Source organism: Intrasporangium sp. (assembly GCF_035280925.1).
Lineage (GTDB): Bacteria > Actinomycetota > Actinomycetes > Actinomycetales > Dermatophilaceae > Intrasporangium.
This window is the reverse complement of sequence record NZ_DATEEY010000075.1, coordinates 1-24,302: the sequence shown is the minus strand read 5'-3', so window position 1 is coordinate 24,302 and position 24,302 is coordinate 1. Positions and strand designations below refer to the sequence as shown.

At 70.9% G+C, this 24,302-nt stretch carries 21 protein-coding genes; 8 read left to right on the top strand and 13 right to left on the bottom strand.

What is annotated here, in order from left to right; all coding sequences use genetic code 11:
• On the bottom strand, positions 1-1,174 hold a 1,174-nt coding region (locus VJN29_RS07785; protein ID WP_324143058.1), incomplete at its 3' end, for an AMP-binding protein.
• 87 nt (positions 1,175-1,261) lie between these two features.
• On the opposite strand from VJN29_RS07785, the gene VJN29_RS07780 reads away from it, so the two are divergent.
• The gene (locus tag VJN29_RS07780) at positions 1,262-2,137 is read left to right on the top strand and encodes a PaaX family transcriptional regulator C-terminal domain-containing protein (protein WP_324143057.1); all 876 of its coding nucleotides are present in this window, start codon (positions 1,262-1,264) and stop codon (positions 2,135-2,137) included.
• 224 nt (positions 2,138-2,361) lie between these two features.
• On the opposite strand, the gene VJN29_RS07775 is transcribed toward VJN29_RS07780, so the two are convergent.
• A complete protein-coding gene (locus VJN29_RS07775) occupies positions 2,362-2,751 on the bottom strand; it encodes a MerR family transcriptional regulator (RefSeq protein WP_324143056.1) in 390 nt (129 codons plus the stop codon).
• 54 nt (positions 2,752-2,805) lie between these two features.
• Between VJN29_RS07775 and VJN29_RS07770 the strand changes: the two genes are divergently transcribed.
• Positions 2,806-4,005 carry an MFS transporter gene (locus VJN29_RS07770; protein ID WP_324143055.1) on the top strand — a complete coding sequence of 400 codons (1,200 nt, stop codon included), beginning with the start codon at positions 2,806-2,808 and terminating at the stop codon, positions 4,003-4,005.
• Between the two features lie 167 nt (positions 4,006-4,172).
• Here the strand turns inward: VJN29_RS07770 and VJN29_RS07765 are convergent, their stop codons facing one another.
• The 8 genes from VJN29_RS07765 to VJN29_RS07730 form a co-directional block, all read right to left on the bottom strand.
• Positions 4,173-4,880, bottom strand: coding sequence for an ABC transporter ATP-binding protein (locus VJN29_RS07765; protein ID WP_324143054.1), 708 nt, complete (start codon positions 4,878-4,880; stop codon positions 4,173-4,175).
• Positions 4,880-5,704: an ABC transporter ATP-binding protein gene (locus tag VJN29_RS07760; RefSeq protein WP_324143053.1), complete on the bottom strand. Its 825-nt coding sequence runs from the start codon at positions 5,702-5,704 to the stop codon at positions 4,880-4,882. Before VJN29_RS07760 ends, VJN29_RS07765 begins: the two co-directional genes overlap by 1 nt.
• Positions 5,701-6,672, bottom strand: a complete 972-nt coding sequence (locus tag VJN29_RS07755) for a branched-chain amino acid ABC transporter permease (protein WP_324143052.1) — start codon at positions 6,670-6,672, stop codon at positions 5,701-5,703. Before VJN29_RS07755 ends, VJN29_RS07760 begins: the two co-directional genes overlap by 4 nt.
• The gene (locus tag VJN29_RS07750) at positions 6,669-7,547 is read right to left on the bottom strand and encodes a branched-chain amino acid ABC transporter permease (RefSeq protein ID WP_324143051.1); all 879 of its coding nucleotides are present in this window, start codon (positions 7,545-7,547) and stop codon (positions 6,669-6,671) included. Before VJN29_RS07750 ends, VJN29_RS07755 begins: the two co-directional genes overlap by 4 nt.
• 50 nt (positions 7,548-7,597) lie before the next feature.
• Positions 7,598-8,794, bottom strand: coding sequence for an ABC transporter substrate-binding protein (locus VJN29_RS07745; RefSeq protein WP_324143050.1), 1,197 nt, complete (start codon positions 8,792-8,794; stop codon positions 7,598-7,600).
• A gap of 69 nt (positions 8,795-8,863) precedes the next feature.
• Positions 8,864-9,661: an alpha/beta hydrolase gene (locus tag VJN29_RS07740; RefSeq protein ID WP_324143049.1), complete on the bottom strand. Its 798-nt coding sequence runs from the start codon at positions 9,659-9,661 to the stop codon at positions 8,864-8,866.
• Between the two features lie 16 nt (positions 9,662-9,677).
• Positions 9,678-10,079: a RidA family protein gene (locus VJN29_RS07735; protein WP_324143048.1), complete on the bottom strand. Its 402-nt coding sequence runs from the start codon at positions 10,077-10,079 to the stop codon at positions 9,678-9,680.
• Positions 10,076-10,843 (bottom strand): SDR family oxidoreductase, encoded by a 768-nt coding sequence (locus VJN29_RS07730; RefSeq protein WP_324143047.1) that lies wholly within the window; start codon positions 10,841-10,843, stop codon positions 10,076-10,078. The genes VJN29_RS07735 and VJN29_RS07730 overlap by 4 nt, the downstream gene beginning before the upstream one ends.
• Positions 10,844-10,891: 48 nt before the next feature.
• Between VJN29_RS07730 and VJN29_RS07725 the strand changes: the two genes are divergently transcribed.
• The 5 genes from VJN29_RS07725 (at position 10,892) to VJN29_RS07705 (ending at position 19,738) form a co-directional block, all read left to right on the top strand.
• On the top strand, positions 10,892-12,088 hold the full coding sequence (locus tag VJN29_RS07725) for a thiolase family protein (protein ID WP_324143046.1): 1,197 nt from the start codon (positions 10,892-10,894) through the stop codon (positions 12,086-12,088).
• 346 nt (positions 12,089-12,434) lie between these two features.
• On the top strand, positions 12,435-14,126 hold the full coding sequence (locus tag VJN29_RS07720) for an NAD(P)-binding protein (protein WP_324143045.1): 1,692 nt from the start codon (positions 12,435-12,437) through the stop codon (positions 14,124-14,126).
• Between the two features lies 1 nt (position 14,127).
• Entirely contained in the window at positions 14,128-17,814 is a 3,687-nt protein-coding gene (gene nifJ / locus VJN29_RS07715) for a pyruvate:ferredoxin (flavodoxin) oxidoreductase (protein WP_324143044.1), read from the top strand.
• Positions 17,814-18,842 carry a dihydroorotate dehydrogenase-like protein gene (locus VJN29_RS07710; protein WP_324143043.1) on the top strand — a complete coding sequence of 343 codons (1,029 nt, stop codon included), beginning with the start codon at positions 17,814-17,816 and terminating at the stop codon, positions 18,840-18,842. The genes nifJ and VJN29_RS07710 overlap by 1 nt, the downstream gene beginning before the upstream one ends.
• Before the next feature lie 98 nt (positions 18,843-18,940).
• Positions 18,941-19,738: a S1 family peptidase gene (locus VJN29_RS07705; RefSeq protein WP_324143042.1), complete on the top strand. Its 798-nt coding sequence runs from the start codon at positions 18,941-18,943 to the stop codon at positions 19,736-19,738.
• Between the two features lie 79 nt (positions 19,739-19,817).
• On the opposite strand, the gene VJN29_RS07700 is transcribed toward VJN29_RS07705, so the two are convergent.
• The 3 genes from VJN29_RS07700 to VJN29_RS07690 form a co-directional block, all read right to left on the bottom strand.
• On the bottom strand, positions 19,818-20,525 hold the full coding sequence (locus VJN29_RS07700; RefSeq protein WP_324143041.1) for an HAD-IB family hydrolase: 708 nt from the start codon (positions 20,523-20,525) through the stop codon (positions 19,818-19,820).
• Positions 20,515-21,705, bottom strand: a complete 1,191-nt coding sequence (locus VJN29_RS07695; protein WP_324143040.1) for an acyl-CoA desaturase — start codon at positions 21,703-21,705, stop codon at positions 20,515-20,517. The genes VJN29_RS07700 and VJN29_RS07695 overlap by 11 nt, the downstream gene beginning before the upstream one ends.
• 149 nt (positions 21,706-21,854) lie before the next feature.
• Positions 21,855-22,922 (bottom strand): ferredoxin reductase, encoded by a 1,068-nt coding sequence (locus tag VJN29_RS07690; RefSeq protein WP_324143039.1) that lies wholly within the window; start codon positions 22,920-22,922, stop codon positions 21,855-21,857.
• Between the two features lie 171 nt (positions 22,923-23,093).
• Here VJN29_RS07690 and VJN29_RS07685 point away from each other — a divergent pair, with 171 nt between their 5' ends.
• Positions 23,094-24,200 (top strand): helix-turn-helix domain-containing protein, encoded by a 1,107-nt coding sequence (locus VJN29_RS07685; protein ID WP_324143038.1) that lies wholly within the window; start codon positions 23,094-23,096, stop codon positions 24,198-24,200.
• Positions 24,201-24,302 lie beyond the last annotated feature (102 nt).

Here is a 24,302-nt window from a genome sequence, read left to right as displayed (position 1 = left end):
TGACGGCAAGTCGACCCGGCTCGCCGTCGGGGACGTCCTCGCCGGCCTCGTCGATGATCCTGGCGCGGTAGCCCGGGACGGGCCTGCCGGTCGATCCCGGGCGGATCTCCTCGTCGGCCGAGGCGATGAAGATGTGGAGCAGCTCGGTCGAGCCGATCCCGTCGATGAGCTCGACGCCGGTCGCGTCCTTGAAGGCTTGCCACGTGGCGGCGGGGAGGTGCTCGCCCGCCGAGACGCCGCGTCGCAGCGTGTGGATCTGCGACGCCTTGCCGGACGAGACGATGGCCCGGTAGGCGGTGGGAGCGGTGAAACAGACCGTCACGCGGTGGGCCTCGATGAGGTCGGCGAGCTGGTCGGGCGTGGCCTTCTCGATGAGCAGGGTGCTGGCGCCGACCCGCAGCGGGAAGACGACCAGGCCGCCGAGCCCGAAGGTGAAGGCGATCGGCGGTGTGCCCGTGAAGACGTCGTCCTTGGTCGGCTTGAGGGCGTAGTGCGAGAAGGTGTCGGCGTTGGCGAGGACGTCACGGTGGAAGTGCATCGTCGCCTTGGGGCGCCCCGTCGTGCCAGACGTGAAGGCGAGCATGGAAACATCGTCGGCCGCAGTGTCGACCGGCGTGAAGTCGGTGCTCTTGCCGGTGGACGTGTGGGTCAGGTCGTCGTCGGCGTCGCTGCCGTAGACGATGGTGCGAAGTCCGGGAATCTCGGCGGCGGCCAGGTCGTCGACGAACCGCGTGTCGCAGATGGCCAGGTCGAAACGGCCGATGTCACCGACCATGCGCAGTTCCTTGGGGCGGAGCAGCGGCACGGTCGGCGCGACGACTCCGCCGGCCCGCAGGACCGCGAACCAGCAGGCGATGAGCCACAGGTTGTTCGGGCCGCGGAGTAGGACTCGGTTGCCCGGGACGAGGCCGTGGTCCTCGACGAGGAGGTTGGCGACCTGGTTCGCGCGGGTGCGCAGCTCGCCGTAGGTCCAGACCGTGCCGTCGGGCGCGCGCAGGCAGGGGCGGTCGGCGCCCTGTTCCTCGATGATGCGGTCGAGCAGCTCGACGCCGCAGTTGAGCCGGTCGGGGTAGTGGACCTCGGGCACCTCGAAGAGGAACTCTGGCCACTGGTCCTGCGGTGGGAGGTTGTCCCGGCAGAAGGTGTCGACGTGGGCGGAGGGGGTGAGCTCCATGGCAGCACCGTATGGAGTCTTTCTCACGACCGTCAATGCTTCGGCATGCGCCGGGCGTCCACGTCGGTCGGGCGTTAGGCTCCGAACGTGACCGACACCGACCTGGCCGACGAGGTGAACGTCAGCGCGGCAACCGCGCGCCCGCGCGCCCTCATCGTCAGCGTCTACGGGCTCTATGCGCGAGAGGTGGGCGGCTGGATCAGCGTCAGCTCGCTCATCCGCCTGATGTCCCGTCTCGGGGTCGAGGAGGCGGCCGTCCGGTCGTCGATCTCGCGGCTCAAGCGACGCGGGATCCTCGAGGCGGAGCGGGTCGACGGCAGTGCGGGTTATGCGCTGTCGTCAGAGGCGCGACAGATCCTCGACGACGGCGACCGGCGCATCTTCGAGCGGCGGCGGGCTGCTTTGGCCGAGGGCTGGGTGCTCGCGGTCTTCTCGGTGCCGGAGTCCGAGCGCCGGCAGCGCCACCTGCTCCGTTCGCGGCTGGCCTGGCTCGGTTACGGCACCGTCGGCAACGGGGTCTGGATCGCGCCGGGCCACCTCGAGGAGGAGACCCGGTTCGCCCTCGAGCGGCACGGGCTGGCCTCGTACGTCGACCTGTTCCATGCGTCCTACCGTGGCTTCGCGGACCTCCATGCCGAGGTCCGGGCCTGGTGGGACCTCGACAGCCTCGATGCCCTCTACCGGCAGTTCGACGAGTCGCACGGCCCTGTCCTGGCGTCGTGGCGCCAGCGTCGCCGCAAGGACGACCAGGGGGAGGCGTTCGCCGACTACGTGCGGGCACTCACGGCCTGGCGGCGCCTGCCCTACCTCGACCCGGGCCTGGCACCGGAGCTGCTGCCGCGCGACTGGATGGGCGCTCGGGCGGCGGACACGTTCTTCGCGCTGCGCCGCCGGCTCGAGGCGCCCGCCCACCGCTTCGTCGAACACGTCCGCGGGGCAAAGTTCTCCTCGACTGTGCAGTAAAGGCCCCGCGCCTTTGGTCGAGTGTGCAGTCCGCGCCGGTTTCCCTTTCGTCGAGCGTGCACCAAATGCCGAGCAGGTCGGCACGAACTGCACACTCGACGAGGGGAGGGCGCACCTGGGTCAGGTGGGCACGAACTGCACACTCGACGAGGGGAGAACGCACCCGGGTCAGGTGGGCGCGCAAGGGAGCCCAGCGGCATACGTATGCCGCTCCGTCCCCTCTGTCACGTCGGCGCGCTGGCGTTGGCGCTGAGCAGCGCCTCGTGCCGGGTGCGCTCGAGGTAGGTGCGGATGGTGTCACGGCTGCGGGTCAGGCACGCGATCCGGGCCTCGAGGGGGCCGAGCTCCGCGGCGAGCTGCTCCGCCACCTGTGCCGGGCAGGTCGGCTCGTCCCGCGCAGCAGCGTCCTCGGCGTCGAGCAGCACCTTGACGAGCCGCGTCGGGATGCCGGCCTGCACGAGGCCGGCGATGCGGCCGACCCGCTCGACGTGCTCGTCGGTGTAGGTGCGGTAGCCGTTGTCGGCCCGGTCCGGCGTGAGCAGGCCCTGCTGCTCGTAGTAACGGATGAGACGGGGCGCAAGCTGCGTGCGTTCGGCCACTTCACCGATCTTCACGGCTCATTCCTCAGGCTTGACATTGACATCAGTGTGAAAGTTTACCGTCGAGCCATGTCACTCACCACCACCCGCGCCGGAGCCGGCGAAGCCACCCGGCTCCCGATGCCAGCCCTTCTCGCCCTCGGCGCGGCAACGCTCGTGATGGTCACCGCCGAGATGCTCCCGACAGCGGTGCTCGTGCCGATGAGCGTGGGCCTGGGCGTGACCGAGTCACTCACCGGGCAGCTCGTGGCCACGTGGGCCCTGACCGTCGTCGTCGCGAGCCTGCCGCTGACGCGGCTGACGAGACGCATCGACCGCAGGGCCCTCATCGTCACGGGCCTGCTCGGGTTGGCCGCGTCGTCGCTGGCGACGGGTCTCGCGCCGTCGTTCGGAGTCGCACTCGGGGCACGGCTGGTCGGAGCCGCGGCCGTCGGCCTGCTGTGGGCGACCGCCAACGCGCATGTCGCCGACCTCGTCCCCGAGGCCCTCCTCGGTCGAGCCGTCGCGATGGTGCTGATGGGGGCCACCCTCGGCATGGTGATCGGCACCCCGTTGGCGCGGGTGGTCGCCGACGTGACGAGCTGGCGGGTGGCTTTCGTCGTGCTCGCCGCCTCCGCGGTCGCCGTCGCTCTGGTGGTGCGGGCCGTCGTGCCGAGCCGTGCGCGCTCGGGCACGGGCGGTGGCCGCGATGAGGCAGCAACCGAGGCTGCGTCGCTGGCTCCGACGATCCTCGTGACCGGGCTGGTGGGCCTGCTGCTCGTGGGGTTCTACGGGACGTACACGTTCATCACTCGACTCGGCGAGGCAGCAGCCGCACTGGTGCCCGGTGGCATGGGTGGCCTGCTGCTCGCCTTCGGGCTGGCCTCGGCTGTGGGCGTCGCGGTGGCCGGGCGGGTGAGGCGGCCGGCTACTGGTCTGGTCGTCGCGTCGGCAGCGACCGCAGTGGCGCTGCTCGGGCTGCTGCGGGCGTCCGAGGCGCCTCTGGGCCTGGTGACCATCCTCGGGCTCGGGGTCGCGAGCGGAGCCCTGCCGCCTCTGGCGCAGACCGAGATCCTCCGGCGTGCCGGCACCACACACCGCGACCTGGCCTCAGCGCTCATCCCCGTCGTGTTCAACGGAGGCATTGCTGTGGGGGCGGCCGTAGCGAGCCTGCTCGTCGGTCGATCGGGTCCATCGGCCCTGCCCGCGCCTGCAGCGGCGGCAGCCCTGGTGGCTGCGGTCGGACTGGCGGCCGCCGTCCGGTCTCGCGCTGACATCTACCCCGGGTAGAGGCCGCAGCGGGACAGCCGGGGTCACCGCTCTGGGTTCTACCCCGGGTAGAGGTCGCAGCGGGACACCCGGGGTTATCCGCCCGGGTTCTACTCCGGGTAGAGGTCGCAGCGGGACAGCCGGGGTCACCGCTCCGGGTTCTACCCCGGGTAGAGGCCGTAGCGGAGTCAGCCGACGCCGAGGAGGGCGCGGGCGCGGACGGGATCGGACCTGAAGTCCTCCGTCGTCGTGTCGAGCCGCACCGTCCCCTTGCTCATGACGACGACCCGCTGCGCCACGGAGAAGGCCAGCCGCAGGTCCTGCTCGACGAGGAGCACCGACAACCCTCCGGCGCACAGCTCGCGGACGACGTCGCCGACGAGCTGGACGATGGTGGGCGCCAGGCCGTCGGAGGGCTCGTCGAGCAGGAGCAGGCGCGGGTTGGTCAGCAGGCCCCGGGCGATCGCGAGCATCTGCTGCTCGCCGCCCGAGAGCTGGTCGCCGCGGTGGCCGAGCCGTTCGCCGAGCCGGGGCAGCAGTTCCAGCACCCGCTCTCGAGTCCACGAGCCGGAGCGCCCGGCCCGGTCAGCGATGGCAAGGTGCTCGTCGACGGTGAGCGGGGCGAAGATGCGCCGGCCCTGGGGCACGTACGCGACGCCCATGGAGGCGATCTGGTCGGGGCGCCGGCCGGCGACCTCCGTGCCGTCGACGACGACGGACCCGGCCCTCGGCCGAACGAGGCCCATGACGGTGCTGACGAGCGTCGACTTCCCGACGCCGTTGCGTCCGAGCAGGCCCAGCACCGAGCCCTCCTCGAGGTCGAAGCTCACCCCGTGCAGCACCTCCGACCCCGCATAGCCGGACCTCAGGTCGCGCACGGACAGGATGGCCGCCATCACGACACCTCCGGGAAGAGCTCGGTCGCGTCCCCGCCGCCGAGGTAGGCCGCGTGGACCTCGTCATCGGCGCGCACCTCGTCGGGCGTGCCGGTCAGGAGGTGGCGCCCGAGGTGCATGACGGTCACCCGGTCGGCGAGGCCGAAGACGAGGTCGAGGTCGTGCTCGACGAGCATCACCGTGATGTGGTCCGGCAGGGCCAGGACGATCTCCTTGAACCGTTCCGTGTCGGCCGCCGACATGCCGGCCGCGGGCTCGTCGAGGAGCAGCATCGTCGGGGACGTGCCCAGCGCGACGGCGACCTCGAGCTGCCGCCGCTCGCCGTGGCTGAGTGATCCGGCGGGTGCCCCGGAGCGGTCGGCCAGACCCAGACGATGGAGTATGCCGCTCACCTCCTCGAGCACGTCCGCGCGCTTGCGTGCGGGGCGGAGCATCGACCACTGCGTCCCCAGGCGCCGCTGGACGGCCAGGGCGACGTTCTCCGAAACGGACTCGCGCAGGAACAGCGACGAGTGCTGGAAGGAGCGGACGAGCCCGAGCCGGACCCGGGTTGGTTCGGGCAGGCCGGTCACGTCGCCGCCGTCGAGCAGGACCGTGCCCGAGGTCGGTGGCAGCGTCCCCGCGATGAGGGCGAACAGGGTCGACTTGCCGGCTCCATTGGGGCCGATGACGGCGTGCCTGCTGCCGGCGGCCACGTGGAACGACACGTCATCGACGGCCTTGAGGCTGCCGAAGTGCTGGGAGACCCGGCGCACCTCCAGGCTGCTCGCGGTGCGGGCGTCTCCGACCTCCTTCGCGGCGGTGGGGGCGGGGCCGGCGCTCACGATGCCACCTCCGCGCGGCGACGGCGACGCAGCGACGCGAGGGCGTCCGACGTGCCCGCGATCCCCCGAGGCAGCAGGTAGACCGTGACGACGAAGAGGATCCCGAGCAGGAGCGGTCCCCGCCCGGCCAGCATGCCGCCGAAGTAGTCGCGGGTGAGGATGACGAGGGCCGCGCCGAGACACGCGCCCCACATCGAGCCGACCCCACCGATGATGACGGCGAGGAGCGCGAGCGCGGCGATCTCGAAGCCGAGGTCGCCGGGGGAGACGAACCGCTGTGACGTCGCCCAGAGCGACCCGGCCGCGCCGGCGACGGCACCGGCGATGACGTAGACGGCCAGGGCGTACCTCGTCGTGCGGTAGCCGACGGCCCGCAGTCGCAGCTCGTTGTCCCGAAACCCCCGCAGCGTCAGCCCGAAGGGCGACCGGAGGAGCACCTGGAGGAGGAGGAAGCAGATGAGGAAGACGGCGAGGACGTAGTAGTAGACGAGGCCCTCGTTCACGGTCCCCTCTCCGCCGGGTGCGAAGACGAGCGGCGGGATGCCCGAGAGCCCGTCGGTCCCCCGGGTGACCGACTCCATCCGCCCGGCGGCGCTGTAGGCGATCTCACCGATGGCGAGCGTGATCATGAGGAAGGGCACCCCGCGGGCACGGACGGCGACCGGCCCCGTGACCGCGGCGGCGACCGCCCCGGCCAGGGTCGCGACGACCAGCTGGACGACCCCGACGGCGGACACGTTGATCGCGACGAGGGCACCGGTGTAGGCGCCCACGCCGAAGTACGCCGACTGGCCCAGCGTCGGCAGCCCCGCGATGCCCGTCAGCAGGTTCACGCTCATGGCGAGCACGGCGAAGATGAGCATCCTCGAGAGGGTGGCGACCGCGTACTGGCCAAGCACCCAGGGGACGAGGACCAGCAGAGCGAGCACAGCGGCATACGTCATCCTCTTGAGCACGGTGCCCCTCATGCGTGGGCTCCCTGCGTGCGGAAGCCCTGCGGGCGGACCGCGAGCACGACGAGCATGGCGCCGAAGAGGAGGAAGGGCGCGTAGTCCGGGACGAGTGCGACCCCCAGCGTCTGCACCTCGCCGATGGCGAGGGCGCCGATCAGGGCGCCGCGGACCGACCCGAGACCGCCGATGACGACGACGACGAGGGAGAGCACGAGGACGTTCTCGTCGACGCCCGGGCCGGGCGCGATGATCGGCGCCCCGAGCACGCCACCGACCGCCGCCAGCGCGGCGCCGAAGGCGAACACGCCGAACAGGATCCGGCGGGTGTCGAAGCCCATCGCGCGCACCATGTCGCGGTCGGCCACCGTGGCCCGCACGAGCGCCCCCAGGGCCGTCTTCTCGAAGACGAGGTGGACGACGAGGGCGAGCAGGGCGGCGACGAGGATGAACACGAGCCGGTAGGTCGGGTAGCTGTGCCCCGCGATGGACGCCGATCCGGCGAGCGCGTCCGGGGGCTGCGTCGGGAGCACCTCGCCGCCGAAGATCATCGTCATGATCTCGGCGGCGATGAACGCGATGCCCAGGGTGAGGACCGCCTGGTCCAGGTGCCCGCGGGTCGACAGCGGAGCGGTTGCCGCTGCGAGGACACCGCCGCCGAGGACCCCGAGGAGCAGCCCGACCACCAGGGCGAGGAAGAAGCCGCCCCAGCCGCCGTCGGAGAGCGCGTAGGCCGCGTAGGCGCCGACGAGGTAGAGCGTGCCGTGGGCGAGGTTGAGCACGTCCATCATGCCGAAGACGAGGGAGAGGCCCACGGCCAGCGTGAAGAGCAGCAGGCCGTAGGCCACTCCGTCCACCATGCTGACGAGGTTGTTGTCGATCCAGCCCAGCATGGCGTCGATGTCCTTCTGTCAGAACCGGGTCGGTGGCGTGAATCGAGCCGTCAGCCGAGCACCCCGAGCTCGGAGATGACGACGTTGGCGAGCTTGCCGTCAACCTCCTTGACCTCGCGCAGGTACCACATCTGCTTCGGTGTGCCGTTGTCGTTGAACGACCACGGACCACGGGGGCTGTCGATCTCGCCGACGCCGCTGATCGCCTCGTTGATCGCCTCGCTCGTGGCGTTGGCGCCGGCTGCTTCCACGGCCTTGTCGATGACCTGCGCGGCGTCGTACGAGGCCATGGCGTAGGTCGTCGGGGCCCGACCCGTTGCCGTGGTGTAGCCCTCGACGAAGCGCTTGTTGGTCTCGTTGTCGAGGTCGGCGGAGTAGTTCATCGACGTCAGCGTGCCGAGAGCCGCCTTGCCCTGGGCTTCGAGGACGCCACCCTCCGTGAGGAAGCCGGCCGAGTAGTGCGTCACCTTGCCGGTCAGGCCGAACTGGTCGAACTGCTTGACGAAGTCGACTGCGGCGCCGCCGGCGTAGAAGGTGAACACCTGGGTCGCGCCCGACTTCTGGAGGCCGGCGAGGAAGGGCTGGAAGTTCTTCGTCCCGGGGAACGGCGTGTAGACCTCGTCCGCGACCTCGCCACCACCGGGCACGAACGTCTCCTTGAAGCCGGTGACCTCGTCCTTGCCGGCCTGGTAGTCGGCGGCGAGGAGGTAGACCGGTCCCTTGTTCAGCTTGGCCACGTAGCCGCCGAGGGCCTTGCCGGGCTCGTCGTTGACGTAGGACGTGCGCCAGACGAACTTCTTGCCCGTCAGCGTGGTCGGTGACGCGTTGGAGCCGACGAGCGGGATGCCGCTCGTCTCGAAGAGGTCGACGGTGCCGTTCATGACCGCGGAGCTGACGATGCCGGTGACGACATGGACCCGGTCCTGCTTGACCAGCTTGTCGGCCGCCGCCTTGCCGCTGTCGGCGGTCTCGCCCTCGTCCGCGAGGATGACCTCCACGTCGCGGCCACCGAGCTTGTTGCCCTTCTCCTTCAGGTAGGTCTCGAAGCCGGCCTTCATGTCGTCGCCGAGGGACTTGTAGACACCCGACTGGGGCACGAGCAGGCCGATCTTGAGCGGGCCGGAGGCACCGGTCCCGGGCGCGTCGTCGCTGCCGCCGAGGGTGCTGTCGCCGCAGGCCGCAAGACCCAGGGTGAGGACCAGCGCTGAGGCGAGGGGGACGGCGGTGGAAAGGGAGCGGAACCTCATGGTGACGTCCTTGTCGGTGAGTTCGGCTGGTTCGACGACAATATGACGGATTGAGGACGCCCGTCCATGTCACGACATAACGTTGAGAGCACGCTCGGTCAGCGGGAGCAGCTCGTCGCACACGTCGAAGTGGTGGCACCCTTCGACGGCCAGCGGCCCCATGGCGACCCCGGGCCAGGCAGCGACGAGCTCGCGTGACTGGGCATGGAAGGCAGGGGACTCGAGCGCGCCGAGGGCGACGAGGAAGGGGGCGTCGGTCGTCGGTCGCCTCCGGACCGGACTGAGGGCCGAGACCTCGAGCGGTGTGAGGTCGACGACCGGCTGCAGGGAGGTCCGGGTGAGGGGCTCGAGGTCGTAGAGGCCGGAGATGCCGACGGCCGCGGCGACGCGCGGTCGGTCTGCGCCGAGGGTCGCCCAGTCGGTGCTGTGCACGACCGCGGCAAGGTGGCCACCGGCCGAGTGCCCGGTGATGACGAGGGGCTCGGCGAAGCGCCGGGACAGGTGCAGGACGGCGCGTCGCACCTGGCCGACGATGTCCGTCACGTGGACCGAGGGCGCGAGGTCGTAGCTGACGACGGCCAACCGCAGCCCTGCCGCGACCAGTGCCGGCGCGAGATAGCTGAAGTGGTCCTTGTAGAAGGCGCGCCAGTACCCGCCATGGATGAACAGCACCGTCGCCCGCACCGCTCCAGCTGCGGGGGAGAACACGTCCATGGCCTCGTGCGCACCGCGCCCGTAGGCGAGCTCTGTCGGCGGGATGGCGGCCCGGACCTCGGCGCTCCGTCTCGCCCACTCCTCGAACAGCTCCGTCGCGTTGGGGACGGTGAGGCCGGGGAGGTACTCGAGGTCGAGCTCGCCTGCGGTCATGGTCGCTGTCCGCACCTCAGTCCGGCAGGACGGCGAAGCCCTGGACCTCGACGAGGGCCTCCTCGTCCCACAGCCGGGCCACCCCGATGCCGGCCATGGCCGGGTATCCCGCCCCGACGAGCCGGCGCCAGACCGCACCGATCTCCCGGGAGTTCGCCCGGTAGTCGTCCATGTCGACGATGTAGATCGTCACGCTCGCCAGGTGCTCCGGCTCGCCTCCGGCGGCTCGCAGCGAGGTGAGCAGCGAGGTGAGCGCCCGCTCGAACTGCTCGACGACGGTGTCACCGACGATGCGACCGCCCTCGTCGAGTGCCGTCTGGCCCGCGAGGAACACCGTGCGCCCCCGGCCCACGACGGCGTGGCTGAACCCGCTCGGTCGGCCCAGCTCCGGAGGGTTCACATGCTCGAGCGGGCTCATGACTGGACCGCACCTCCGTCGACGTTGATGGCCTGGCCGGTGATGGCTGGCGTCGTCACGCAGAGCAGCACGGCGGCCGCCACCTCCTCAGGCCGGATGAGCCGGCCGATCGGCTGCTTGGCCTCGAGCGCGGCTCTCGCCTCGGCCTCGGTGCGTCCCGTGCTCGCCACGATGCCCTCGACTGTCTCGTCGGTCATCGGCGTGTCCACGTAGCCGGGGCATACGGCGTTGACGGTCACTCCAGTGCCGGCCAGCTCGGCGGCGGCTGACCGCACGAGCCCGAGCACGCCGTGCTTGCTCGCGGTGTAGGCGGCGATGTACGGCTCGCCCACCTTGGCCGCGACGGAGGCGATGACGACGACCCGCCCGTGCCCCCGCTCCGTCATGCGGGGCAGCGTTCGCCGCAGGCACCGGAACGGAGCCGTGAGGTTGAGGTCGAGCATCCGCTGCCACTGCTCGTCGGTCGTCTTCGCCAGCCGCGCGGACGTGCCGGCCCCGGCGTTGGCGACGAGGACATCGACGGTCCCGAGCTCGCCCTCGACCCGCTCGAACAGCTCGTCGACGAAGTCTGCGTCGGTGATGTCACCCGGCACGACGAGGGTCGGGCCCGGGCAGGCGGCCGCCGTCTCCTTGAGCTCGGCCGCGTTGCGGGACGTGAGGGCGACCGCATGACCGGCCTCGCTGAGCGCCACCGCCACGGCCCGCCCGATGCCGCGCCCGGCGCCCGAGACGAGCGCGACGGGCGGCACGGCGGTGTCGGTCACGTCACAGACATTGCCATTCGTCCGTTACGACCGTCAACATTGCGACATATGAGCTCCCTCGCCGACGTCCACCTCATCGACGCCGTCCGGACGGTCTTCGGCAAGAACCGCGGCGCCCTCTCGGGGATCCGCACCGACGACCTCGCGGCGCTGCCCATCCAGGAGCTCGTGGCCCGCCACCCGGCGCTCGACCCGACCTCCGGCGAGGGCCTCGAGATCGACGACGTCTACTACGGCAACACCAACGGCGCGGGCGAGGAGAACCGCAACGTCGCCCGCATGGCCGCACTCCTCGCCGGGCTTCCCGTCACGGTCCCCGGCGTCACGGTCAACCGGCTCTGCGCGAGCGGCGGCGAGGCCGTCGTCCAGGCGTCCCGCGCGGTCGCCACGGGTGACGCCGACCTCGTCATCGCCGGCGGGGTCGAGGGGATGAGCCGCGCTCCGTTCGTCCTCCCGCGACCGGACGAGGCGCTGCCCCGCTCGATGGAGCTGCACCAGACGACCGTCGGCTGGCGCCTGGTCAACCCGAGGTTCCCGGACGAGTGGACCCGCTCGCTCGGCGAGTCCGCCCAGCGCGTCGCCGAGGAGAAGGGCATCGGGCGGGCCGAGCAGGACGAGTGGGCCGCGCGTTCCCACCAGCTCGTGGCCGCCGCGTACGACCAGGGTCGACACGAGGGCTTCGTCATGCCGCTGAACGAGGTCCAGCAGGACGAGACGCTCCGCCGGGACAGCACCCCCCACTCGCTCGGCGCACTGCGCCCGGCCTTCACGGCCGACGGTGCGGTCACCGCCGGCAACTCCTCGCCCATCAGCGACGGCGCGCTCGCGGCTCTCGTGGGCACGCGCGCGGTGGCCGAGCGGATGGAGGTCGAACCGCTCGCCCGCATCGTCGGCTCCGCCACCGTCGGGGTGTCCCCGGAGCGCTTCGCAGTCGCTCCGGTCCCGGCCATCGCGAAGCTCCTCAAGCGGGCAGGTCTGTCGCACCAGGACATCGACCTCTGGGAGATCAACGAGGCCTTTGCCGCGATGGTGCTCTCGACGCTCGACGAGCTCCCCGAGGTCGACCGCGAGCGCGTCAACGTCAACGGCGGCGCCATCGCGATCGGCCACCCGCTCGGCGCGTCCGCACCCCGGGTCATCGTCGACCTCGCCCGCGAGCTTCGGCGTCGCGGTGGGGGAGTCGGCGTCGCCGCCGCCTGCATCGGCGTCGGGCTCGGCCAGGCGGTGCTCGTCCGCGTCGACTGACCGCCTCCGGACGCACGAGGGGTTCCGCCAGATGAGGACCCCGGTCCCGACCTGGCGGGGTCGGGGCTGATTCTCCCGCCACATCGGGACCCGGGTCCCGGTCTGGCCAGCGAGGTGGGGGCCTGCCGACCCGGCCACGCGCTCGAGGACACGGACGCGCGGGAGCGAGCTCAGCGGCATACGGGAGATGTCGTATGCCGCTGAGCTCGCTTGCGCTCGGAAACGACGTCACGCCCGACGTGACCAACCAGACTGCACCGGCCCGAGTAGGGGCAGGTACTGTAGTACTACAACTCGTAGTACCCGGTGTCCCGGGCGTGGCTGCGTCCGGGCGCGGACCTTGGAGATGCGCGTGTCCGAACAGCAACGAGACCTCACCCCGCTGGCGCCGCTAGGTCTGGGACGCCTCCGCTCCGGGCCGGTGCGCTCGCAGCGACCGGTCTACCTCGACCTGTTGCCGCCGTGCAACGCAGGGTGCCCGGCCGGGGAGAACATCCAGGCCTGGCTGGCCCACGAGAAGGACGGCGACCACGAGGCGGCGTGGCGGCAGCTGACGCTGGACAACCCGTTCCCGGCGATCCACGGGCGGGTCTGCTACCACCCGTGCGAGACGGCGTGCAACCGGGTCGACCTCGACGGAGCCGTGTCGATCCACGCGGTCGAGCGGTTCCTCGGCGACCTCGCCATCGAGCGGGGCTGGCAGTTCGAGCCTCCGGCCATCCGGACCGGCCGCAGGGTGCTCGTCATCGGCTCCGGCCCGAGCGGGCTGTCCGCCGCCTTCCACCTCGCCCGCCTCGGCCACGAGGTCGTCGTGCGCGACAACGGGCCCGAGCCTGGCGGCATGATGCGCTACGGCATCCCGGCCTACCGCCTGCCGCGGCACGTCCTCGATGCGGAGATCGCGCGCTTGGTGACCCTCGGCGTGCGCTTCGAGCAGAACCACCGGGTCACCGATCTCGAGACCGAGCGCGTCGAGGGCGGATTCGACGCCGTCTTCGTCGCGGTGGGGGCGCACCTGTCGAAGCGGGTCGACATCCCCAACATGGACGCGAAGCGCGTCCTCGACGCCGTCACCTTCCTGCGCGGCGTCGAGACGGGCGAGCAGGAGCCCCTCAGCGGGACCGTGGCCGTCTACGGCGGCGGCAACACCGCGATGGACGCCGCCCGCGTCGCCCGCCGCGTCGGCGCCGACGAGTCGGTCATCGTCTACCGCCGGACCCGGGAACAGATGCCCGCACACGAGGAGGAGGCGGAGGACGCCGAGGCCGAGGGCATCCGGATCAACTGGCTGCGCACCATCAAGGACATGGGGGAGGGCGACCTCACCGTCGAGGTCCAGGAGCTCGACGAACACGGCCGCCCGCACGGGACCGGCGTCCACGAGACCCTCGCTGCCGACACCGTCATCCTCGCGCTGGGTCAGGAGAGCGACACCGCCTTCCTGCGGGGCGTCGCGGGGGTCGAGTTCGACGACGACGTCGTCCAGGTCCATCCGTCGACGTTGATGACCGGCGCCTCGGGGATCTTCGCGGGCGGCGACGCGGTCCCGAGCCAGCGCACCGTCACGATCGGCGTCGGGCACGGCAAGCGCGCTGCTCGGAGCATCGACGCGTGGCTCCGCTCGGAGGAGCTCGTCAAGGCGCCCAGGCACGACATCGTCCACTCCGACCGGCTCAATCTCTGGTACTTCGGCGACCACGACCGGCGCCAGCAGCCGGAGCTGGATCCGGCCATGCGGATCAGGGCCTTCGAGGAGGTCGTCGCCGGGCTCTCCGAGCCGGAGGCGCGCTTCGAGGCCGGACGGTGCCTGTCCTGCGGCAACTGCTTCGAGTGCGACGGCTGCTTCGGGTCGTGCCCGGAGGACGCGATCATCAAGCTGGGCAAGGGACTTCGCTACGAGTTCGACTACGCCAAGTGCACCGGCTGTGGCACGTGCTACCGGCAGTGTCCCGTGCACGCCATCGAGATGGTTGCCGAGTCGGAGCTCAGCTCTGAGCTCGCGCCGGTGCGGACCGCTGACGCGGTGGAGAGGGGTTGACGTGACAACCACGGACGTGGTCACCACGGAACAGGCCGCTACAGGACAGGCCGCCACGGAACAGGCCGCCACGGAACAGGCCGCTACGGAACAGGTCGTCAAGGAAGCGGCCACCAGGGAACAGAACACCATTGACGGCAACGAGGCCGCGGCCGACGTGGCCTTCCGGCTCAACGAGCTCTGCGCGATCTACCCGATCACGCCATCCTCGACGATGGCCGAGCTGGCCGACGAGTGGGCCACGCACGGGCGCACCAACATCTGGGGCACGGTCCCGACCGTCGTCGAGATGCAGAGCGAGGGTGGCGCGGCCGGCGCGATGCACGGCGCCCTGCAGGGTGGTGCCCTCGGGACGACGTTCACCGCGTCGCAGGGCCTGCTCCTGATGATCCCCAACATGTACAAGATCGCCGGCGAGCTGACCGCGACGGTCTTCCACGTTGCAGCGAGATCCATTGCGGCCCAAGCGCTCTCGATCTTCGGCGACCACTCGGACGTCATGGCGGTGCGGCAGACCGGCTTTGCGCTCCTCTCGTCGGGGTCGGTCCAGGAGGCGCACGACCTCGCCGTCATCGCCCAGGCGGCGACGCTCGAGAGCCGGGTGCCCTTCGTGCACTTCTTCGATGGTTTCCGCACGTCGCACGAGCTCAACACCATCGAACGGCTCCCGGACGACGTCCTGTCTGACCTGGTCCCGGAGGAGCTGGTCCGCGCCCACCGCTCCCGGGCCCTCAGCCCCGAGCGGCCGTTCGTGCGCGGCACGGCCCAGAACCCGGACGTCTACTTCCAGGCGCGCGAGACGGTGAACCCGTTCTACGTGCGCGTCCCCGGCATCGTCCAGGCGGCGATGGACCGGTTGGCCGGCCACACCGGCCGGCAGTACTCCATCGTGGAGTACGACGGCGACCCGGCCGCCGAGCGGGTCATCGTGGTCATGGGCTCGGGCGGCCAGACCGTCGCCGAGACGGTCCGCCACCTGAACGGGCGTGGCGAGCGGGTCGGCGTCCTGCGCGTGCGGCTCTACCGTCCGTTCCCGGCGGCCGAGCTCGTCGCCGCGCTCCCGTCGACCGTCCGCCGCGTCGCCGTGCTCGACCGGACCAAGGAGCCCGGCTCGTCGGGCGAGCCGCTCTTCCTCGACGTCGTGACCGCACTGACCGAGGCCCACCAGGATGGCCGGGTCGCCGTCCTCCCGCAGGTCATCGGCGGCCGGTACGGCCTCTCGTCGAAGGAGTTCACCCCCGGCATGGTCGCCGGCATCTTCACCGAGCTCGCGTCCGCCATGCCGCGCCCCCGGTTCACGATCGGCATCAACGACGACGTGACCGGGACGAGCCTGCCCTACGACGAGGACCTCGACATCGAGGACGAGGAGACGCTGCGCGCCGTGTTCTACGGCATCGGCTCGGACGGCACCGTCGGGGCGAACAAGAACACGATCAAGATCCTCGGCGCCGACCCGGACCTGCACGCCCAGGCCTACTTCGTCTACGACTCGAAGAAGTCCGGCGGGCAGACCGTCTCGCACCTGCGGTTCGGGCCGCACCCGATCAAGGCGCCCTACCTGGTCCGCCAGGCCGGCTTCGTCGGGGTGCACCAGCTCGGCCTGCTCGACAAGGTCGACGTGCTCGGCGTCGCCCGGCCCGGAGCACGGGTGCTGCTCAACGCGACGGGGTCGCCGGCGGACGTGTGGGCCGGTCTCTCCCGCCCGGTGCAGGAGGAGGTCATCAAGAAGGGCCTCCACCTGTGGGCCATCGACGCCGACGCCGTCGCGGAGGCCGCCGGGCTGAGGGGCCGGACCAACACCGTCCTGCAGACCTGCTTCTTCGCCATCTCGGGCGTCCTGCCCCGCGACGAGGCGATCGCGGCGGTCAAGTCCGCCATCCACAAGACCTACGGGCGGCGCGGCAGTGAGGTCGTGCGCCGCAACGAGGCCGCCGTCGACAGTGCCGTGGCAGCCCTGCACGAGGTACCGGTCCCCGAGTCGGCAGACGACGCGAGCCGTGCCATGCCACCGGTGGTCCCCGAGGACGCGCCGGAGTTCGTCCGGACCGTGACCGCCGCGATGATGTCCGGCCGCGGCGACGACCTGCCCGTCAGCGCGCTGCCGCTCGACGGCACCTACCCCAGCGGCACCACCGCCTTCGAGAAGCGCCGCATCTCCGACCTCGTCGCGCAGTGGGACCCGGAGAGCTGCATCCAGTGCGGCAACTGCGCGTTCGTCTGCCCGCACAGCGTCATCCGGTCGAAGTACTACGACCCCGATGAGGCCTCTGGTGCGCCCGAGGGCTTCCCCTCGGCCCCGCTCAACGCCGCCGGCCTGCCGGGCTCGCGCTACACCCTCCAGGTGTACGTCGAGGACTGCACCGGCTGCGGCCTCTGCGTCGAGACGTGCCCGGTGGTCAACCCGCTCGACAGCGGCCGCAAGGCGATCAACCTCGCCGACCTCGACCCGGTCCTCGAGACCGAGCGCGACAACATCGGCTTCTTCGAGACGCTGCCCCAGAACGACCGGGCGCGGGTCGACTTCGGGACGGTCCGTGGCACGCAGTTCCTGGAACCGCTCTTCGAGTTCTCCGGAGCATGCGCCGGCTGTGGGGAGACGCCCTACCTCAAGCTGCTCTCCCAGCTCTTCGGCGAGCGGGCCACGGTCGCCAACGCGACGGGCTGCTCCTCGATCTACGGCGGCAACCTGCCGACGACCCCGTGGAGCAAGAACGCGGCCGGCCGTGGCCCGGCGTGGTCCAACTCGCTCTTCGAGGACAACGCCGAGTTCGGCCTGGGCCTGCGCCTGGCTGCGGACCTGCACACCAAGCTGGCCCGTCAGCGGCTCGCCGAGCTCCGCCACCACGTCGGTGAAGACCTCGCCGACGCGATCCTGGACGCCCCCCAGATCCGTGAGTCGCAGCTGACGACCCAGCGCGAGCGGGTCGCCGAGCTCAGCCGGCGCCTCGCCGGCCTCGAGGGACCCGCCGTGGCGGACCTGCGCAGCGTTGTCGACCACCTGCTGCGCCGGAGCCTCTGGATCGTCGGCGGAGACGGGTGGGCCTACGACATCGGCGCCGGCGGCCTCGACCACGTGCTCGCAAGCGGACGCGACGTCAACGTGCTCGTCCTCGACACCGAGGTGTACTCCAACACCGGCGGACAGTCGTCCAAGGCCACCCCTCTCGCGGCCGTCGCCAAGTTCGCCGCGGGCGGCAAGGCCGTTGGCAAGAAGGACCTCGCCCTGCAGGCGATCTCCTATGGCAACGTCTACGTCGCCCGGGTGGCCATGGGCGCCGACCCACAGCAGACGCTCACGGCGTTCCGCGAGGCGGAGGCCTACGACGGGCCGTCGCTCATCATCGCCTACAGCCACTGCATCGCCCACGGCATCGAGATGAGGGACGGGCTCGACCAGCAGTACCGGGCCGTCGCGAGCGGGCACTGGCCGCTGCTGCGCTACGACCCGACGGTTCGGGCCAAGGGCGGCAACCCCTTCCAGCTCGACTCGCCCCGGCCGCGGATCCCGTTGGAGGACTACATCTACAAGGAGCTGCGCTACCGGATGCTGCGCAGCTCGGACCCGGAGGAGGCCGACCGGCTGCTCCACCTGGCCCAGGAGGCCGTCGACCAGCGGTGGGCGACCTATGAGGAGATGGCGACGCGCGGCCCGGCGCGCTTCGCGACGGATCCGAGGAGGAACTGATGGACCTCACCACCCGCTACCTGGGCCTCTCGCTGCGCTGCCCACTCGTGGCCTCGGCCTCACCCCTGTCGGTCTCCCTCGACCGGATCGTCGCCCTCGCCAACTCCGGGGTGGGCGCGATCGTGCTCTACTCGCTCTTCGAGGAGGAGGTCCACCGCGAGGAGCTGCGCGACGTCGCCATCGTGGAGACGCACGAGCACGTCTTCGGTGAGGCGATGTCGTACTTCCCCACGACCGCCCGACCCGGCGGCCCCGAGGCGAGCGCCGTCTCGCGCTACCTCAAGCTCATCGAGCGCGCCTCGGCCACCGTCAACGTCCCGGTCATCGGCAGCCTCAACGGCAGCACCGAGGGTGGCTGGACGAGGCTCGCGCGCTCGATGCAGGACGCCGGTGCCGCCGCGATCGAGCTCAACATCTACTTCGTCCCCGGTGACCCGCACACGCCGGGTCGGCTCGTCGAGGACCGGCACGTCGAGATCCTCAGGGAGGTCAAGGAGAACGTCACGATCCCCGTCGCCGTCAAGCTGAGCCCGCACTTCAGCTCGCCCGGCGAGATGGCGCTGCGGCTCGACGAGGCAGGCGCTGACGGCCTCGTCCTCTTCAACCGCTTCCTCCACCCTGACGTGGACCCCGATCGGCTGTCCGTCGAGCCGGGCGTCGTGCTGTCCCGTCCGGAGGATGCCCGTCTCCCGAGGTCGTGGATCGCGATCCTCCACGGCCACGTGGCGGGTTCGCTCGCCGCGACGACCGGCGTCGAGCGCGGCGAGGACGTGGCGGCCTACCTGCTCGCCGGTGCGGACGTCGTCATGACGGCCTCGGCCCTGCTGCGCCATGGGGTCGAGCACGCGGGACGGATCCTGAACGGCCTCGAGACGTGGATGTCCCGCAAGGGCTTCGAGTCCGTCGACGAGGTGCGCGGGCGGCTCGCCGTCCCCCGGGACGCCGACGCCACCGCGTACGAACGGGCCGGCTACGTCGCCGCGCTCGAGCGCGGCCGGTCCACCTACTCCTCACTCGGCATCCGCTGAAGCGCGCTGACGGCCCTTCCGTCCAACGCCTTCGGCGGCTACGGCGGCGGCATCTCGGGGCCGGCGTCGTGCCGGCCCCCTGAAGTGAAGGGCATGGCATGCGCAGACTCATCACCGCGCTCATCGCGAGCATCGCGCTCGTGGCTGGCGCGCTGCCCGCGACGGCGGTCACCGACGGAACCCTCGATGGCGACGGGCACCCCTACGTCGGCCTCATGGTCGCCCAGACGGCGAAGGGTGACGTCCTCTGGCGGTGCAGCGGCACCCTGGTCTCCGAGACCCTCTTCCTCACCGCGGGCCACTGCACGGAGAGCCCCGCTGAGCACGTCGAGATCTGGTTCGACGCCGATGTCGAGTCGGGACCGGCCGGCAACGGCTACCCGAACAACGGTGACGTGGGCGGTACGCCCTACACCCACCCCGACTACGACCCGGACCTCTTCTACGTCCGTGACGTCGGCGTCGTCGTCCTTGACGAGCCGGTGGTGATGGACGCCTATGGCCAGCTCCCGACACAGGACCAGCTGGACTCGCTCAGGCCGCGGCGCAGCACGACGTTCACGTCGGTCGGCTACGGCCTGCAGAAGTCCTTCCCGGACGCCGCGGCGTGGAAGGAGCAGGCCGACCGCATCCGCATGGTCGCGCACCCGCACCTGCTCCAGGTCAACACCGGCTTCACCGGTGACCAGTCGCTCCTGCTGTCGAACAACGCCAACACCGGCGGCACCTGCTTCGGCGACTCGGGCGGCCCGAACTTCATCGGTGACAGCAACGTCGTCGCCGGGGTCACGTCCTTCGGGCTGAACTCGACCTGCGCCGGCACGGGCGGCGTCATGCGCGTCGACCGCGACTACGTGCTCGACTGGATCTACGGGGAGTTCGGCGACCACCTCTGAGACGTGAGCTGACCGCCTGACCGAGCCCAGCGGCATACGGCATGTTCCGTATGCCGCTGGGCTCGCTCAGGTGCGGCGCTCAGCGGCGCTTCCTGCCGACCTCGACAACCCGCCAACCCCGTTCCCGCGCGAGCTCGCGCAGCTCGTGGTCGGGGTTGACGGCGATGGCCGTGCCGACGCGCTCGAGCATGGGAAGGTCGCTGATGGAGTCGCTGTAGGCCGCGCTGGCGGCGAGGTCGTAGCCGCGCTCGGCAGCGAGCTTCTCGATCTCGATGACCTTGCCGTCGCGGTAGCAGAACTCGCCCATGAGCCGCCCGGTGTATCGCCCGTCGTCGTCGAGCTCGCTCCTCGTCGCGACCGCACCTTCGAGCCCGAGGGCGGAGGCGATCCGCCCGACGAGCTCGATGGGCGATGCGGAGACGACGATCCGGTCCATCGCCGCCGCCTTGGCCTCCGCCAGCAGGGCGGCGGACTGGGGGATCAGGCGGCGGACGACGCCGGGGACGATCTCGTCGGCCAGGTGGATGACGTCGGACTGCCGCGTGCCCGCGACCGCACCGAGGATGCGCTCGCGCAGGGCCGCGGATCCGGCATCCGTCGAGCCCTTGCGATGGAAGGAAACCGCGTTGATGGTGTCCCTGACGAGGTCGCGCCACGGCACGTGACCGCTGCGGAAGGCCGCGATGGCAAGCGGGTAGTTGGCCGAGCCGCGGATCAGCGTCCGGTCGAGGTCGAAGAAGGCGGCGGCCCGTAGGCCGGGCCGGATCGCCGCGCCGTCAGAGCCCATGCGCCACCATGGGGAGGGGCGATGACCGGCGGACCGACGGAGGAGTCTGGTTGAGCGCCGGCTTGCTCAGTCGCTTGGCCCTCGGCGGCAGGGCGAGGCGGAAGACCTTGGCCCAGGCCTGGTAGACCTGGCGCGGCAGCGGACCCGTCGTGTAGGGCAGGCCGTAGCGGCGGCAGATCTCCCGCACCTCGACGGCGACCTCGCCGTAGCGGTTGCTCGGCAGGTCCGGGAAGCAGTGGTGCTCGATCTGGTGGCTGAGGTTGCCCGTCATCAGGTGCATGAGCTTGCTGCCGGAGATGTTGCCCGACCCGAGCATCTGCCGGATGTACCAGTCGCCGCGGGTCTCGCCCTCGATCATCTCCTCGGTGAAGACGTCGACCCCGTCCGGGAAGTGCCCGCAGAAGATGACCGAGTGGGCCCACACGTTGCGGATCGCGTTGGCCACGAAGGTGCCGATGAGCGCCTCCTTGCCCGAGCCGAACAGCGCGGCCGCACCGGGCGTCGCGACGTAGTCCTTGGTGGCCTGGTGCAGGATCTTGCGTCCGAGCGACTTGAGGTCGCCCTTGACCGCCTCGGTCGACTTCTCGCCCTCCTGCCACGCCTCGAGCTCGAGGTCATAGATCGCGATGCCCCACTCGAAGAAGGGTGCCAGGACGAGGTTGATGACGGGATTGAGGATGTTGTGCGGCTGCCACGGCTGGTCCTCGGACATGCGCAGCGTGGAGTAGCCCACGTCCTTGTCCTTGCCGATGACGTTGGTCCACGTGTGGTGCAGGTCGTTGTGCGTGTGCTTCCACGCCGCAGCCGGGGTGACGAAGTCCCACTCCCAGGTCGTGGAGTGGATGTCCGGGTCACGCATCCAGTCCCACTGGCCGTGCAGCACGTTGTGGCCGATCTCCATGTTCTCGAGGATCTTGGCGATCGAGAGCATGGCCGTGCCGGCGATGAGGGCGCTGCGCTTCCTGGAGAACAGCAGCGTGGCGCGCCCCGCGAGCTCGAGCGTGCGCTGAACCTTGATGACGCGGCGGATGTACGCGGCGTCCTTGGCTCCTCGCGAGGCGATGATGCGGTCACGGAGCGCGTCGAGCTCCTGGCCCAAGCGCTCGACATCGGCGTCACTGAGGTGGGCGGCGGCCGCTGGGCGGACACTTGGCCCGCCCCGGGATCCGATGATCGGCATCCGCGGTCTGGACCCAGAGGTGGGGGTCGGGCTGACGGTGGCAGTGTCCGAGGCGCGGGTCTCGCGGATGTCGGGGGTCTCCGTTGTGGGGGGTTGGCTGGTGTCGGTACGGGTGTTCACCACGGTGGTCATGTGGGATGTTTCCCTTCTCAGATGTCCAGGTGGACGGGTCCGGCAGCAGCGTTGATGCACGTTTGGATGAGTTCGCCTTCGTCACCGTGCACCTCGCCGGTGCGCAGGTCCCTTACCCGCCCGGCGACGAGAGGCGTCAGGCAACTTCGGCAGATGCCCATGCGGCAGCCGCTCGGCATGACGACGCCGCACTGCTCGCCGGCTTCGAGGAGGGGCGTGTCGCCGTCCACCTCGGTCTCCTTGTCAGACTTCTCGAACGTGACGAGGCCGCCAGCACCGCCGGTGCCCGGGAGGAGGGCCGGGGCGAAGCGCTCGATCGTCAGGCTGGCCGCGGCGTCACTGTCGGCGCCCTCCCAGAGGGCCGTGGCCGCGTCGAGGAAGTCGGCCGGGCCGCAGGCGTAGGCGGCGCGGGTGCGCCAGTCGGGACACAGGTCCTCGAGGTCGGCGAGGTCCGTGAGGTCGAGTCGGCGTCCCTGCTCCTCCCGGGTGAACCAGTTCTTGACCGTCAGGCCGGGGAACTGGTCGGCCAGTTCGAGCAGCTCGTCATGGAAGAGAGCCTCGGCCCGCGTACGGGAGGAGTGGATGAGCACGACATCGGCGTCCGGCCGACGCGGGACCAGGGTGCGGATCATCGACATCACGGGGGTGAGGCCGCTTCCTGCGGTGAGCATGAGGAGCGGGCGGGGGTGCCGGGGTAGGACGAAGTCGCCCTGGGGGACGTCGAGGAAGAGCACGTCGCCCGGCTTGGTGTCGCGCACGAGTGCCGTGGAGACGTGGCCGATCGCGGTGACCGTGATGGCGGGGTCGGCCCCTGCTGGGGCCGACAATGAGTAGCTGCGCCACTGGCGCACGCCGTCGATCTCGACGCCGATGCGGGCCCACTGACCGGCCTCGTGGGCGTTCCAGCCCTTGCCCGGGCGGAACTGGATCGTCGCCGAGTCGGACGTCTCCGGGACGACCCTCGTCACGATGCCGCGGAGCTGGCGCGTTGACGCCAGCGGGTTGACCAAGCTGATGAAGTCCTCGGGCGCGAGCGGCGTCGTCAAGACAGACGCGACGCGGCGAAGAGCTCGGAACTGGGCCATACCTCGAATATCCCCCGCAGAGTGGTCTCGCGTCTTGGGGCGAGGGGTACTCTTTGCCACGGGAAACTATCTTCTCCGGATAGATTGTGGGAGTTCAGCGTGCCCCAAGCCACTTCTGATCCGCCGTGGTTGTCTCTACCCACCGAAATCAGTGATGTCCTTCGGCCGGTCGTGGGCGAGATCGTCGAGGCCATCATCGAGGGCATTCCGCGCGACGTCCCGGTCTATGCCATGCCGATGGAGGGGCGTTTCGGCCAGGGCGTCCGGCAGGGGGTCACCCTGGCCCTGCACCGGTTCCTCGACCTGCCGGGGACGCGGCTGCCGGCGCTGTCCGAGGACGGCAAGTGGGTCTACGAGAATCTCGGCCGTGGCGAGGTCCGCAGCGGTCGCAGCCTCGAGTCGCTCCTGTCGGCCTACCGGTACGGCGCTCGGGTGACGCTCCGGGCCATCTCCCGCACGGTCGACGTGTCGCGGCTCGCGCCGGACGTCATCCTTGCGCTGGGGGAGTCGCTCTTCGCCTACATCGACGAGCTGTCTGCCGCCAGCGCCCAGGGGTACGCGCTCGAGCAGTCTGATCGGGCCGGAGAGCACCAGCGCCGACGAGGCGAGGTGCTCGAGATGATCCTGCGCGGCGAGACGGAGACGGGCGTGCAGCGGGCCGCAACCGCCCTCGGGTGGCACCTTCCCGACGTCGTCGTCGTGGCGACGCTGCCCTCGAGCCGGCTCGATGGGGTGCGCGCTGCCCTGGGGCCCGATGCCCTCGTCGCAGAGCGGGGGACCGAGGTGGCTGTCATCGTGCCGTTCGGCAGTCGCTCGGCCCGAACTCGGGAGCTCAACCGGGCGCTCCGCGGACGCCACGCCGTCATCGGGCCGGCCCGCCCGTGGCAGCAGGCTGCCGAGTCGCTCCACCTGGCGGTCTCGGCAGGGGCGCACGGCTTGGGCGACCCGGTTGGCGAGGACGACCCACCGGTCTGGGTCGAGGACCACCTCGCCGAGCTGATCGTTCAGGCCGAGCCCCTGGCCACGGCGGACCTCGCGCGACGCCGCCTCGCCCCGCTCGACGCACTCCGGCCGGCGGTCAGGGCACGGCTCGCCGAGACGCTCCTGTCCTGGCTTCGGCACCAGGGGCAGCGAGCGCCGATCGCGGCAGAGCTGTTCGTCCACCAGCAGACCGTCGGGTACCGGGTGGGGCAGCTGAAGGAGCTCTTCGGCGAGACGCTCGACGATCCCGAGGCCCGGTTCGAGCTCGAGCTCGTCCTCCGCGCCGGCCACCGCTGACCTTCTCCAGGGCCGCCAGGTGGGGACCGGGGCGCCCGCGTGGCGGGGCCGGGGTCGGCTGGGCCGCCAGATGGGGACCGGGGCGCCCGCCTGGCGGGGCCG

What these genes read in the sequence shown, in the direction of transcription:
- VJN29_RS07695 (WP_324143040.1), bottom strand. Translation starts at nt 21,705, where the DNA reads ATGCCGATCATCGGATCCCGGGGCGGGCCAAGTGTCCGCCCAGCGGCC.
- VJN29_RS07690 (WP_324143039.1), bottom strand. Translation starts at nt 22,922, where the DNA reads ATGGCCCAGTTCCGAGCTCTTCGCCGCGTCGCGTCTGTCTTGACGACG.
- VJN29_RS07710 (WP_324143043.1), top strand. Translation starts at nt 17,814, where the DNA reads ATGGACCTCACCACCCGCTACCTGGGCCTCTCGCTGCGCTGCCCACTC.
- VJN29_RS07725 (WP_324143046.1), top strand. Translation starts at nt 10,892, where the DNA reads ATGAGCTCCCTCGCCGACGTCCACCTCATCGACGCCGTCCGGACGGTC.
- VJN29_RS07705 (WP_324143042.1), top strand. Translation starts at nt 18,941, where the DNA reads ATGCGCAGACTCATCACCGCGCTCATCGCGAGCATCGCGCTCGTGGCT.
- VJN29_RS07700 (WP_324143041.1), bottom strand. Translation starts at nt 20,525, where the DNA reads ATGGGCTCTGACGGCGCGGCGATCCGGCCCGGCCTACGGGCCGCCGCC.
- VJN29_RS07755 (WP_324143052.1), bottom strand. Translation starts at nt 6,672, where the DNA reads ATGAGGGGCACCGTGCTCAAGAGGATGACGTATGCCGCTGTGCTCGCT.
- VJN29_RS07735 (WP_324143048.1), bottom strand. Translation starts at nt 10,079, where the DNA reads ATGAGCCCGCTCGAGCATGTGAACCCTCCGGAGCTGGGCCGACCGAGC.
- VJN29_RS07765 (WP_324143054.1), bottom strand. Translation starts at nt 4,880, where the DNA reads ATGGCGGCCATCCTGTCCGTGCGCGACCTGAGGTCCGGCTATGCGGGG.
- VJN29_RS07740 (WP_324143049.1), bottom strand. Translation starts at nt 9,661, where the DNA reads ATGACCGCAGGCGAGCTCGACCTCGAGTACCTCCCCGGCCTCACCGTC.
- VJN29_RS07745 (WP_324143050.1), bottom strand. Translation starts at nt 8,794, where the DNA reads ATGAGGTTCCGCTCCCTTTCCACCGCCGTCCCCCTCGCCTCAGCGCTG.
- VJN29_RS07770 (WP_324143055.1), top strand. Translation starts at nt 2,806, where the DNA reads ATGTCACTCACCACCACCCGCGCCGGAGCCGGCGAAGCCACCCGGCTC.
- VJN29_RS07720 (WP_324143045.1), top strand. Translation starts at nt 12,435, where the DNA reads ATGCGCGTGTCCGAACAGCAACGAGACCTCACCCCGCTGGCGCCGCTA.
- VJN29_RS07750 (WP_324143051.1), bottom strand. Translation starts at nt 7,547, where the DNA reads ATGCTGGGCTGGATCGACAACAACCTCGTCAGCATGGTGGACGGAGTG.